At 59.1% G+C, this 12778-nt stretch carries 10 protein-coding genes; 3 read left to right on the top strand and 7 right to left on the bottom strand.

Annotated elements, in window-relative coordinates; translation table 11 throughout:
• Window positions 1-52: 52 nt before the first annotated feature.
• The 7 genes from UH5x_RS22370 to glmS all read right to left on the bottom strand — a co-directional run bounded on the left by UH5x_RS22370 (window position 53) and on the right by glmS (window position 8153).
• Entirely contained in the window at window positions 53-757 is a 705-nt protein-coding gene (locus tag UH5x_RS22370; protein ID WP_047814900.1) for a cytochrome c3 family protein, read from the bottom strand.
• Between the two features lie 352 nt (window positions 758-1109).
• Window positions 1110-2015 carry an orotidine-5'-phosphate decarboxylase gene (gene pyrF / locus UH5x_RS22365; RefSeq protein ID WP_482633731.1) on the bottom strand — a complete coding sequence of 302 codons (906 nt, stop codon included), beginning with the start codon at window positions 2013-2015 and terminating at the stop codon, window positions 1110-1112.
• A gap of 109 nt (window positions 2016-2124) precedes the next feature.
• Window positions 2125-2664, bottom strand: coding sequence for a hypothetical protein (locus tag UH5x_RS22360; protein WP_482633730.1), 540 nt, complete (start codon window positions 2662-2664; stop codon window positions 2125-2127).
• Between the two features lie 895 nt (window positions 2665-3559).
• The gene (leuD, locus tag UH5x_RS22355; RefSeq protein WP_047814904.1) at window positions 3560-4150 is read right to left on the bottom strand and encodes a 3-isopropylmalate dehydratase small subunit; all 591 of its coding nucleotides are present in this window, start codon (window positions 4148-4150) and stop codon (window positions 3560-3562) included.
• Window positions 4151-4323: 173 nt separating this feature from the next.
• Entirely contained in the window at window positions 4324-5781 is a 1458-nt protein-coding gene (leuC, locus tag UH5x_RS22350) for a 3-isopropylmalate dehydratase large subunit (protein WP_047814905.1), read from the bottom strand.
• 183 nt (window positions 5782-5964) lie between these two features.
• Window positions 5965-6162, bottom strand: coding sequence for a hypothetical protein (locus UH5x_RS22345; RefSeq protein WP_047814906.1), 198 nt, complete (start codon window positions 6160-6162; stop codon window positions 5965-5967).
• A gap of 137 nt (window positions 6163-6299) precedes the next feature.
• Window positions 6300-8153 carry a glutamine--fructose-6-phosphate transaminase (isomerizing) gene (glmS, locus tag UH5x_RS22340; protein WP_047814907.1) on the bottom strand — a complete coding sequence of 618 codons (1854 nt, stop codon included), beginning with the start codon at window positions 8151-8153 and terminating at the stop codon, window positions 6300-6302.
• A 517-nt stretch (window positions 8154-8670) separates the two neighbouring features.
• Between glmS and UH5x_RS22335 the strand changes: the two genes are divergently transcribed.
• From UH5x_RS22335 to UH5x_RS22325, 3 genes are all read left to right on the top strand, one after another.
• Entirely contained in the window at window positions 8671-10152 is a 1482-nt protein-coding gene (locus UH5x_RS22335) for a sensor histidine kinase (protein ID WP_482633729.1), read from the top strand.
• A 171-nt stretch (window positions 10153-10323) separates the two neighbouring features.
• A complete protein-coding gene (locus UH5x_RS22330; RefSeq protein ID WP_047814908.1) occupies window positions 10324-10695 on the top strand; it encodes a DUF3127 domain-containing protein in 372 nt (123 codons plus the stop codon).
• Window positions 10696-11040: 345 nt separating this feature from the next.
• Window positions 11041-12720, top strand: a complete 1680-nt coding sequence (locus UH5x_RS22325) for a GH3 auxin-responsive promoter family protein (RefSeq protein WP_482633728.1) — start codon at window positions 11041-11043, stop codon at window positions 12718-12720.
• The last annotated feature ends 58 nt before the right edge of the window (window positions 12721-12778 follow it).

Genomic DNA, 12778 nt, shown 5'->3' with positions numbered 1-12778 from the left:
TTCAGTTTGCGGTGAGTCAGCCGAATACAGCGGGCCGGTTGGTCTTGATGGACTATCGGTGACAAACCGCACAATGGACTTGTGGATTGATGTTGTGTTCTTCTCGGTGGGCCTTCGCGAATTCTTCTTGGTTGGCGAATTCACCCCAATCGTGGTCATCCGCTTTCCAATCAAGCTTGGTCACCAGCTCGACGGGGCGAAGGTGTTCATTTGGGTTGCGGTGACAGGTGATGCACCATGCCATCGACAACTGCTCGTGTTGGTACACGACTTCCATTTGATCGATGCGCCCGTGGCAGGAAACGCAACTGACGCCTGAATTCACGTGCGCGGCGTGGTTGAAGTAAACGAACTCCGGCAGGTTGTGAATTCGCATCCAAGCCACACTCCGGCCCGTTTTCCAACTCTCGTGGATCGGTGCCAACTTGGCACTTTCCGTTCGAACCGCACCCAGTGGCGTTTGCCCATTCTCGGCAGCAGGTGAGTGACAGTTCACGCAAGTCGCGGTGGGAGGCACCGCCGCGTGAGCCGCATCAAACACGGTGTTGTGGCAATACCGACAATCCATTTTCAACTGTCCCGCGTGAAGCGCGTGACTGAAGGGGACCGGTTGCGTCGGTTGATAGCCCACGTTGAGAGTCTGAGGGTCCGTTACCAGTCCACCCATGGCAGCGGCGTACACGCCCCCGCCAACAAGGGCCAGTCCCAGAACGCCCAAGAAGGGATTGACCCAACGTGGAAACAAAAAACGTTTCATGATCGATCCAAATCACTCGCCAACGGAAACCAAATCTCAACCGCAGTTCGCACCCGAGGGATCACCTCGATGTGCAACACGCCCGAGCAACGTTGACGAGACAAGAAAAAGTAATAGAGCATCCGCGCAACTCTTGCCGACGCGGGCCGGGATTATCAGTCGGAAACACCTGTGAGGGCAAGGCCAGCGGAGGATCAGCGACATTGTGTCGCACAAAAAAACCAAGCTTGGCCGACAATACCGGCTCTTGACTCGCGAGAGAGCCCCTCTACGCGTCTGCGCAGCGGAAATCGCACCAAGGAATCGGGCAGAAAAAGGGGAGCGACGAAAAAACCAGACGAACTTGCCAGGCTCAGCCCTGGAGCTGCTCGTTCATCTGCAGGGTCGCGGCTCGCACCGCATCCTGCCAATTGCTCTCATCCGCAGCGACTGAAAACTCTTCTCGTTTGTGCGCAAAGATGATGTGACGCGAACTGTTCACCACCGCCCCCGTCCCATTGGCATCCAGTGCCGCCCGGACGTCGTCGGCCGATCCGCCCTGGGCCCCAAAACCGGGCACCAACAGAATACTGTGCGGCATCGCCTTCCTCAGCTCGACCAACTGCTCGGGGTATGTCGCCCCCACCACCGCGCCCACGGGCCCGTATCCGTCCGCGTCCAGTCGCGGCCGATTCAGCTCCGTGACCAACTCCGCCACCGATTGATAGATGGTTTTGCCGTCCACGCTGAGATCCTGCAGGTACCCGCCACCTGGATTGGATGTCTTCACCAGCACAAAGATCCCAGCCGCTCGGAGATCGCAAACCTCGACAAACGGCTCCAGGCTGTCTCGCCCCAAGTAGGGGCTGACGGTCAAGGAATCACTGCCCCAAGGCGAACGATTCGGCTCAGAACTGCCCAGATAAGCGTCCGCGTACGCCGTCGCGGTGCTGCCGATGTCATTGCGTTTGCCATCCGTGATGACAATCAACCCAGCTCGATTGGCGTGCGAGATGACTTCGCCCAGCGACACCATGCCAGCCGGCCCAAGCTGTTCAAAGAACGCCGCTTGAGGCTTCACGCACGGAACCAAGTCGGCCACCACATCGATGATTTCACAGCAAAACTGCGTGTAAGCGGCCGCAGCCAGATCCTTTCGATCCCCTGTCACAAGGTCCCGAAGCGGCTTCGGCAACTGCGCCAATCGCGGGTCCAATCCCACGCAAGTCACTGATCCGGTCCGCAAAATTGCCGCATTGAGCCGCGTGGCAAAGGTCATCAATCACATCCCGTTGAAGTCTGGTTTGAAACAGACGGAATGCTATCGGATCTCAGACAAATTGTCGGCCCAGCCTCCAGGACTTTTCATCCGCCACGAACCAACCCGCTCACGCCGCGGCCAAACCAGACTGCTCGGTCGTTCGCTGCAGCAACCGCCCGTCGTCCAACCATTCGCTCACGAAAACCTGCCCCTGCAGAGCCTCCAATTCGATTCGCACTGGCGCCAATTCCGGCAACGCATCCCCCGCAGCGCACTCTCGTTCACGAAAACCGCCCGAGACATCGCCCTCCCATTCCGTCGCGAGCGCGAGCTTCATCCCAGCCGTGGTCAGAGGATCAATGTTCTGCGGAAACAGGTCCGCTTCGGGGTCGACGGAGGCAACGTCCATCGCGTGCCACCGACCATCGGTGAATTTCATCCAAACCTTGATCCCCAACAACGCGTTGGGCAAAGAACTGTTGTTCACGATCGCCAGGTTCAACCAATACTTCAGCACGATTTGGTTTTTGCCTGGCGCCACCCGCCGGTAGGTCGCGGTGTCCTCCATCGCCATCAGCATCGTGCCCCGCAACCCCGTGACCGTGCAGGCAGCCAACTTGGCTCGCTCACGATTGGCACGTACCAACCAAAAATAAAACGTTGACACGACAGCAAAAAACGACGCTGAGAGCGACAACCCCTCTCGCGCGAACTCCATCTCTGACCAAGCCACTTGCGTTCTCCTGCGTTTCGAAACCCACCCCATCCGGTCTACCCCAGCAGCACCGAGGGCCGAAAGAGCGAAACCAGCCCCAGCCAAGAAACTCACGGCAATCAGCCCCACCCAACAAAGGAGTACGTGCAGTTTTTTGAAGCTGCATTTTGGCGGGTTTTCACTCGGCGCACCTCTCCTGAAACGCAGTTTGGGGAGAGCGACGCCGTTCAGGCGTACGCGAGGGTGAGGGCCGAGCATGGGGAGCGGCGCGGATGGCCCTCCCCCGGTAATCTCGCTCAACGCTCGCCTTCCGCCCCCTCCCGCTGCACGGGCGGGGTTCTTAAGCAGGTCGGCAGGAGTGATCAAGCACAACCATGTGAGCCGTTTGGGCGTTAGCCCCGGTTGTGCGTGAAAACCGTGGCTAACGCCAGCGGCTCACATACCCGATGACACCTGCGCACCTGCTTAAGGCATTGCAAGCACAGCATTTAAAAACTGCACGACCTCAAAGCGTCAGATGGAACGCGAGGAATGGGAAAGAGCCTCAGTGAGGCCCTGCTTCTACCTCGTGCTCGTGCTCGTTTTCTCCGATGGGCTTCCAAGCCCGTCGAATAAACGTGCCCCCGAAGCGCGAGCGAGGAACCGCACCTGTCGCCGCTCCGCGGCTTCAGGGCGAGGGTTTGCGGCCGAGACCTCAGGTTGAAACCCGAGGCTGACGACTGCCACCGCTCCGCGGTTGGGTGAGTCGGATGCATTCGTGGCAACAGTCGCGGAGAACCTTGGGTTTCAACCCAAGGTTGGGACTGCACTTACGCGCACAACATTCACGAACCGTGACCCCCGAAACTTAGCCGCGAGCTTCTTCGAACGCGGTGATCTTGTCTTCGTGCTTCAGCGTGAGGGCGATGTCGTCGAGGCCGTGCAACATATTGTGCCGGCGACTCTCATCGACTTCGAACGAACGCTCAAAGCCTTGGCCGTCGGTGACGACCTGGTTTTCCAAGTCGACGGTCAACTGATAGGGGTTGCCCTTCTCGGCTCGCTGGAACAACTCTTCCACGTCCTCTTCTGACAACGCGATCGGCAGGACGCCGTTTTTGAAGCAGTTGTTGAAGAAAATGTCGGCGAACGAGGGCGCGATCACGGCACGAAAGCCGTAGTCGTCGAGCGCCCAAACCGCGTGCTCGCGACTGCTGCCGCTGCCGAAGTTCTGACGCGTGAGCAAGATCGACGCCCCTTTGACATTGATGCGGTTCAGCTCAAAGTCTGGGTTCTCGGTCTCGCCGTCTTCCAAGAAACGCCAGTCAAAGAACAGGAACTGGCCGAAACCGGTTCGCTCAATGCGTTTCAGGAATTGCTTGGGGATGATTTGATCGGTGTCGACGTTGGCACGATCCAGCGTTGCCACAACGCCTTGATGTACGGTGAAATTTTGCATGATGAAAGCCTGCGGCTTCAGCCATTCGCTGTTCGCGTCTGGCTGGTAGCTCTGGAGGGGTGGTTTGTTAGCCGATGGGGGCTGGCCCCGGTTGTCGGCGTGAAGACAGAAACAAAGCAGCTAGCAGCCAATGGCTAGCCGCTAGCAGCCGGGCAGAATTGCCGCCAGGCAACTCAGCGATAATCCCAGTCGCGAATGTCGACGAAGTGGCCTTTGATCGCGGCCGCAGCAGCCATCGCGGGGCTGACCAAGTGGGTCCGGCCACCCTTGCCTTGGCGTCCTTCGAAGTTGCGATTGCTGGTGCTGGCACAACGTTCGCCGGGAGCCAACTTGTCCGGGTTCATCGCCAAACACATGCTGCAACCGGCTTCTCGCCAATCAAATCCTGCGTCGGTGAAGACTTTGTCCAGGCCTTCTTCTTCGGCCTGCAACTTCACCTTGCCACTGCCGGGCACGATCATCGCGTTGACCTTGTCACTGCAATGATGGCCTTTGATCACGGCCGCAGCGGCTCGCAAATCTTCGATCCGTGCATTGGTGCAGGAGCCAATGAAGACGCGATTGATCTCGATCTCAGTGATCGGCGTGCCGGCCTTCAGATCCATGTACTGCAGTGCCGAAGCCGTCGACTTCTGCACGTTCACGTCGGTGCTGTCACCGGGCGAAGGCACCAACGAATCGATGCTGCAAACCTGACCCGGGTTGGTTCCCCAGGTCACTTGCGGGCGGATGTCCGAGCCCTGGTAGACGTTGCTTCGGTCGTACGTCGCACCGGGATCCGATGGCAATTTCTTCCACTCTTCCACGGCAGCATCGAAATCAGTCGGGCATTCCGGACGACCGCGCAAGTAGTCGAATGTGGTTTGATCGGGCGCGATCATGCCGGCGCGAGCCCCGGCTTCGATCGACATGTTGCAGACCGTCATTCGCTCTTCCATCGTCAGGTTGCGAACAGCGTCCCCGGTGAATTCGAGCACGTAGCCTGTTCCGCCTGCGGTTCCGAGCTCACCGATCAGATACAGGATCATGTCCTTCGCCGTGACTCCGCGAGCCAGCTCGCCATCGACGCGAAGCTCGAACGTCTTGGGCTTGAACTGCAACAGCGTTTGCGTTGCCAGAACGTGCTCGACTTCGCTGGTTCCAATTCCAAACGCGAGCGAGCCGAACGCACCGTGCGTGGCCGTGTGGGAGTCGCCACAGACAATCGTCATGCCGGGCTGGGTGTAGCCGTTCTCGGGGCCGATCACGTGCACAATGCCCTGTCGCACATCATCGATGTCGAACAGCTGAACACCGAATTCTTTGCAGTTCTCACGCAACGTTTGAATCTGCTTGGAACTGATCGGGTCCGCGATGGGCAGGCTGCGATCGGACGTGGGTACGTTGTGATCGGGAGTCGCGATGGTCCGCTCGGGACGACGAACGGGGCGGTTGTTGATCCGCAACCCTTCGAACGCCTGGGGGCTGGTCACTTCGTGAACCAGGTGCAGATCGATGTAAATGATCGCAGGCCCGGACTCGGGAGCGTGAACCAGATGCTGGTCCCAGATTTTGTCCAGCAACGTTTGTTTGCCGGCGGATTGAGGAGTGGCCCCCGCTTGGCTGGGGGCAGTCGAAGAAGCGTCAGACATGGATCGTGAGACGAGCGTAGGTGGGGAAAACTGGGATTTTAATCCCGGGAACCCGACACTGTCGACACTCTAGGGCAACCTGTCAACTCAAAGCAGTGACAGAAGTTGTGCTCGACAACGCCATCGGCGGAGCTCCCAATCCTCTCACCAAACCGACTCATCCAACCCGATCCAACCTGCCAATCAGACCGGCTCTTCGATGAATTCGTGAACGGGTTGCTGGCCAGGAACAATCCGCGTGATGCTGACCTTGGTGCGGCGGAGTTCCTCCACCTCTTCCAACAGATTGTTCAGCAAATCAGCGATCTCGGCTCCTGCCGTTTCGCCAACGTGGACCATGAGTGCTTTGCGTGAGTTGTAGCTCAAACCCCGATCGTTCATCTCAGGATAACTCCACTGCAGGTGTATTCGAAAAGAAACAGAAAAGGCCCCTCGGCTTGATCAACCAACTTTGGACGATCAAGCGAAGAAGGTAAGACAGACCCTAATTGACGACCAGGCTCGCCCAACCGTGAAATTCACTCCACTGTGACACTTTTCGCCAAGTTCCGAGGCTTATCAACGTCACAACCCCTCAAAACGGCAATATGGTAGGAGAGCAATTGCAGGGGGATCGCCGAGACAATCGGCTGCAGAAACTCGGGGACTTCCGGGATCATGATGACCTCATCGGCAATCCGGCGAATCTGAGCTTCTTCGTGGCTGGCGACCGCAATCACGGGACCACCGCGAGCCTTGACCTCCTCCATGTTCGACATGACTTTGTCGTAAGTCGTGCCGCGAGGCATGATGAAAACGCTCGGCGTGTGCTCGTCCACCAGCGCGATCGGGCCGTGTTTCATCTCAGCCGCAGGGTAGCCCTCCGCATGGATGTAGCTGATTTCCTTCAGCTTCAGAGCCCCCTCGAGAGCGGTCGGGAAGTTGTAGCGACGACCGAGGTACAAGAAATTGGACGCGTCGGCGTACTTCGCAGCAATCCGGCGGACTTCCGAGTCACACGTCAACGCTTGCTCCACCGCGGCCGGCAACCGCCGCAGTTCTTCGATGATGCGGCCGCCTGACTCGAAACTCATGTGCCGCATTCGGCCAAAGTACAGCGACAACATCGCCAGGACGCAGCACTGGCTGGAATACGCTTTGGTGCTGGCCACACCGATCTCCGGTCCGGCGTGAAGGTAGACCCCGCCGTCGGCCGCTTGTGCGATCGAACTGCCCACCACGTTGCAGAGCGCCAGCGTGCGGTGCCCCTTGCGTTTGGTCTCGTTCAGTGCGGCCAGCGTGTCGGCCGTCTCACCACTTTGGGTGATCCCGAAAACCAGGGTGTTGTTCTCAATCGGCGGGTTTCGATACCGCAGCTCACTGGCGTATTCCACACAAACGGGAATCCGCGCGAACTCCTCGATCATGTATTCCCCAACCAAGGCCGAGTGCCAACTGGTCCCGCAACCGGTCAAAATGATGCGTTCCACCCCGCGAAGCTGCTGTGGAGTCAGGTTCAATCCGCCAAAGACCGCGGTTGCGTCCTCATCGTTCAACCGGCCCCGCATGGCGTTGCGAAGCGAATCGGGTTGCTCATGAATTTCCTTGAGCATGTAGTGCTCATAGCCATTCAGGCTGACCTCGCCGGTGTCTTCCGCCAACGGCTGGATGTTGACCCGCACCTTGCCGCTGTCGCGATGCAGCACGGTGAACCCCTCGGCTGTCAGGACCGCGATTTGGTGGTCGGCCAGGTAGACGATGCGATCGGTTCGCCCCGCAATGGGAGAGGCGTCGCTGGCAATGAAGTACTCGCCGCGACCGACGCCCAGCACCAATGGACTGCCAAATCGAGCGGCAATCAGCAGCCCGGGCTTCTCTCGAAATGCGACGGCCAAGCCATAGGTGCCGCGAAGCTGTGCGATCGCCCATTGCACCGCCGTCACGTAACGCATGTTGGGCTGAGCCGGATCAACCGGTGTGTTCTTCAGGCCTTCGGCGACCAAGTGCGCAATCACTTCGCTATCGGTCGCGGATTTGAACGCGTAGCCCTTGGTGATCAGCTCGTCTTTGAGCACCTGGAAATTCTCGATGACGCCGTTGTGAGCCAGAACGACCTCGCCCTCCCCACCAAGATGCGGGTGAGCGTTCTCTTCGGTCGCCGGCCCGTGGGTGGCCCAGCGAGTGTGCCCCAGCCCCATCGTGCCTTTCGGCGGGGTGCCCAGACGATCGGCCAAGGCCTGAATTCGACCGACTGACCGCGTGATGGCAATCTCGTTTCCGCCGTGAATGGCCACCCCAGCACTGTCGTAGCCGCGGTATTCCAATCGCCGAAGCCCATCGACCAAAAACTCAGCCGCTTGGTCCGCACCAACGTATCCAACAATTCCGCACATGGCTCTCGCCGCTCTCGAATGACAAAAAATGAGTTCGCGATGGTTGCTATGTCCCACGCGAGCGTGGCCGACGTCAAGAGACGACCGCCAGGTCACCCCGGCCAACCTTCCCGTTTGCATGAAATCAAATGCGCCCAGGCAGCCCGATCCGTGACCCACGACCGTTCTATCGGCGTTTGCGTTGCATTCGATCCAACCCTTTGACGCCACCGGATTCGGATGATTCCGTCGAACACTCAAAACCGCTGCGACCCGTTCAATTCCCCCAATCCGAGGAACCAAAGCTGCTGGCAAAACAGCATTTTTCAAGGCAAAGTCCCTCTGCGGCACAACATATGACGATGGAGTAATCGTTGCTGCATTTGGTTTCACATTGAAGCGTGAGATCAAATCGACCGGGCCGTGAGCGGCATCCTGTCGATTGAATCTCAGTCCGCGTTCACCCCAACGCTCAGAGAAAGACGCCCCGCCCGGCGGCAACGACACGCCTGCCCCGTCGTGAACGAAAGCCCACAATATGCCCCCGTCCAACCACCCATCCACCACCAGCGTGCGTCCCAGCCGCCGCGTCCGCCGCAACACCGCCTCCCCCACCAAGGAAGCGGCACCCGATCCACTCGGCGCGGCCGTGCGACTGCTCAGCGAAACCGCGCACGATCTCAAATCGCCCCTGGCTGGGATCGCGGCCACCATGGAAGTCATCCGCGACGGCAGCCTCGGCGACGTGACGCCCTCGCAGGCAGAGTTCTTACGAGGGGCGATGAACCAGTGTCGCTACATCGATTCCCTGATCGGTGAATTGGCGCGAGCCGAACGACTGAGGTCGGGAACGCCTCGCGTTCGCCGAGTCGCAACCAAACGCTCCGCAATTCGCGAATCGGTCGAGTTGGCCACCCGCTCGATTCTCAGCAACAAGCAAATTGACTTGCTGTGGGACGGAGTGGATCCCAACTCAGCCGACGTGTTGATCGACCCGACGATTCTGACACGATTGCTGACCAATCTGATCATCAACGCCGAACGCGCCAGCCAAGCCGGTTCGCCAATCCTGATTCGGGTGGAAGACGACCTGCCTCGCGGAGTCGCCGTTTGGTCCGTGATCGATCGCGGACGAGGCATCGCCCCTCAACGATTGCAGCAAATCAGCGGAACCAACTCAATCGAGTCAGACCTGGGCGGCGAGGGGCTGGGGCTGATGATCGCTCGACAGATGGCGTCGCTGCACTATTCGAGCCTGACGTTGCGGAGCCGAGTCGGAAGCGGCACCGACGCGATGTTCGAAACCCCTTTGGCCACCCCTTCCGGAATCGCGACCACCTTCGCGCGGTTCCGCTCTCTGAAACGCGGGGGACGCTCTCGCCCCAAGACAATCCAGCAGTGGAAGTCAGGCCCCGACGTGGCGGAACGCGAACTCCTGGGCGGCAAACGCGTGCGGATCGAAACCGTTCAGAACCAATCGTCCTGGCATCAGATTCAATTGCACTGCGATGACAGCCGCCCCACCCGTCCCGATCGGCTGGCACTCGGGCGAGTGACCGCTGACGAGGAGTGCTCGATGGAAATGGCGGATCGTTTCGACGAAATGCTGCAGGACAACCTCAGCCAGTTTGAACTGGCCTATCGAACTTCGCGCCGCAGTTGGGTGTGTGCGTTCGACGCCGACCATCACAGCATGCCCACCCGAATGCAGCAGATCGAATCGCTCTCTCGCCGTGCCACACCCGCCATGCACCTGCAATGGAGCGAACCCTCGATTGTGCCCGTTCACGAGCGCAGCCTTCAGTGCCTGCTGCTCGATGCGATGACCACCCGATCGCTGGCCGAAGCCCCGGGGACTATCCCCGACGTCGATTCCGTTCGACTCGGAACGCCCGAGATCACCTTTTCACCCGTCGCCTCCGCTCGACTGGACGAAGAACTTCGACGCATGAACCAGCGAATGAAGACGCAATCGGAGCGACTGCAACAACAATCCGCTTCCCTCCGGCCGCAAGGCTGAGCACCGCGCCCCGCGGAACACTGCCGCCCAAAGACACTTGGGATTCCGGACGTTTGGGTTTAGGACCTTTAGTCGTTTGCGATCAACGTTTACACTTCGCCGCTGTGATTGCTTCGGTCCGTTTTCGACCGAACAGACGATTTTGCGAGAAACATGCGGGCGAGTAGCGAGATGAGTGATTCAACAGTTCGAGGCGTGGTCCACGTGATCGAAGAAACCAAGACTTACGGTCAAAAAGGGTTTCGCAAACGGATGGTCGTTCTCGAACAAGACAAAGGCAGCTTCAGCAACTACATCCCCATCGAATTCACTCGCGACGCTTGCGACAGCGTCGACGAGATGAACATGGGTGACGAAGTCGAAGTCGCCTACCGTCTGAACGGCCGGAAATGGCAGCGTGACCCGCAAAGCGAAGTCAAATACTTCGTGAGCGTCGAGGCCCTTTCCTACAAAGTGGTCGGTGCATCAGGCGGAACGGGCGGCGGAGGCACCGAAGCAGCCAATGACGCGTTCAACGAAGTGGACGACGAAGCGCCCTTCTGACCGATCCCAACTTGGCAGACCGGAAAACCCGCCCAACAGAGCCCCTATTGGGCACGGTGACACGGAGCCACCAACAGGAACATACGTACTCCTGAGCGGTGGCAAATCGCTTTGAGGACACTGTCCTCAACTTGGCACCGGCCATCTGGGGGACTACAAAGGTCCTCCAGACAACTCAGATTGCCTCGCCATCGCTGCGCACAGCGGACCGATCTCAGCCTCCACCGTGGCCTGCCTCGGACGCAAATTGCATCCGCGCCCCACGCCCTGGATTCGCGACGGACAAAGGACGCCGAGAACATTCTGAGCTGATTGGCCCATTCCGACCGAGGGAGCCCGCTCACCATGTCCCCCGATCCCATGACGCTGCTGCGGCGTTCGATGCTGCGATACAAGGTCGGCCGCCTGGAACGGTATCTCGCCACGGCAGAGCGTGCGCGCGAGATCCAGCGAGAAAACCTGCTTCAGCGAATTCGGCAAAATGCGGACACCGGTTTCGGCCGCGACCACGGTTTTTCTGAAATCCGCACGCTCGAAGATTACCGACGCCGCGTGCCGATTGCCGGCTACGACGAAGCTCGCCCCTATGTGGAACGGGTGATCCAAGGCGAAACGACGGCTCTGTTCCCCAAGAACACCAAAGTCGTCATGTTCGCGACGACTTCGGGAACCACCGATCACCCCAAAATGATCCCGGTCACCGAAGACTTTTACCGCCACTACAAAGCCGGCTGGCAATACTGGGGCACGGGGGTCTACCGCGATTACCCGCACCTTCTGCAAATGAAATCGCTTCAGTTCTCGAGCCACTGGAACGTCACCCAAACTCCTTCCGGTGCCCCCTGCGGAAACATCAGCGGGCTGGCCGCGGAAACGCGACCGTTCTACATCGGGTCACTGTTTGTCCTGCCCTCCTGCGTCATCCAAATCACGGAACACCTGGCCAAACACTACACCGCACTGCGACTCAGCCTCGCATGCGACCGCGTTGGAAAAATCGTCACCGCCAATCCGAGCACGCTGGTCGAAGTTGCCAAGTTTGCCGACTCCATGAAGGACACACTGATTCGGGACATCCACGACGGCACGCTCACCGGCGACCAGCCGATTCCCGATACGATCCGGCAACGACTTCGATCTCGCCTGCGGCCCAACCCTCGCCGAGCACGGCAACTGCAACAAATTGTCGACCGAACCGGCCACCTGTACCCCAAAGACGCCTGGCCTGACCTCACACTCCTGGCCGTGTGGACTGGTGGCTCCGTTGGCATCTACCTGAACCAGTTGCCCGAGTACTACGGCGACGCGGCGATCCGTGACCACGGGCTCTCGGCCAGCGAAGGCAGGATGACGGTTCCTCTGCAAAACGGCTCGCCATCAGGCATGCTCGACTACAGCAGCCACCACTTTGAATTCATCCCTGAATCCGAACGCGACAGCAGCCAACCAAACGTGCTGGAAGCTTCCGAACTGACCGAGGGCGAGAACTACTTCATCGTGCTGACAACAGCCAGCGGCCTGTATCGCTATGACATTCACGATCTCGTGCGATGCGATGGTTACTGTGGCCAAACCCCCATGCTGTCGTTCCTCAACAAAGGCAAAAACTTCTGCAGCTTCACAGGTGAAAAACTCAGCGAACATCAAGTCATGCAGGCAATGCAACAAACCCTGCAAACCCTCAACGTTCCATCCTGCACCTTCACGCTAGCTCCGACGCTGGGCGAACGCCCGCGTTACCACCTGGTCCTGGACGATGCCTCGCTGCCCAATCTCTGCGAACAGATTGGCAAAGAACTGCAACACCAATTGTCGCAAGTCAACTGCGAGTACGCCGACAAGTGTGCCAGTGGACGCATCGAGCCAATCCAGGTCACTCGCGTTCCCGCCGGCACCTGGGAAAAGCTGCGACTCAACAAGACCTCGAAACGAGGCAATTTCGAAGAGTACAAACACCCGTGCCTGACGAATGACCCCGAGTTCATGCAAACCCTCCGGCAACTGGATCCATCCCCTCCCCACTGAGCAGGCCAACCGGGATCGACGCCTCGCGTGAACGCACATCCACCGCGTGCTTCAATTC

Source organism: Rhodopirellula sp. UH5 (assembly GCF_056839225.1).
Note: the sequence above shows the minus strand (reverse complement) of the source record. Positions and strands in the feature narration are given on the sequence as shown.

Bases quoted from the DNA above. Each gene is read 5' to 3' on its own strand.
- UH5x_RS22370 (WP_047814900.1), bottom strand. From the start codon at position 757: ATGAAACGTTTTTTGTTTCCACGTTGGGTCAATCCCTTCTTGGGCGTT.
- pyrF (WP_482633731.1), bottom strand. From the start codon at position 2,015: ATGACCTTTGCCACGCGGCTCAATGCGGCAATTTTGCGGACCGGATCA.
- leuD (WP_047814904.1), bottom strand. From the start codon at position 4,150: ATGCAAAATTTCACCGTACATCAAGGCGTTGTGGCAACGCTGGATCGT.
- leuC (WP_047814905.1), bottom strand. From the start codon at position 5,781: ATGTCTGACGCTTCTTCGACTGCCCCCAGCCAAGCGGGGGCCACTCCT.
- UH5x_RS22345 (WP_047814906.1), bottom strand. From the start codon at position 6,162: ATGAACGATCGGGGTTTGAGCTACAACTCACGCAAAGCACTCATGGTC.
- glmS (WP_047814907.1), bottom strand. From the start codon at position 8,153: ATGTGCGGAATTGTTGGATACGTTGGTGCGGACCAAGCGGCTGAGTTT.
- UH5x_RS22335 (WP_482633729.1), top strand. From the start codon at position 8,671: ATGCCCCCGTCCAACCACCCATCCACCACCAGCGTGCGTCCCAGCCGC.
- UH5x_RS22330 (WP_047814908.1), top strand. From the start codon at position 10,324: ATGAGTGATTCAACAGTTCGAGGCGTGGTCCACGTGATCGAAGAAACC.
- UH5x_RS22325 (WP_482633728.1), top strand. From the start codon at position 11,041: ATGTCCCCCGATCCCATGACGCTGCTGCGGCGTTCGATGCTGCGATAC.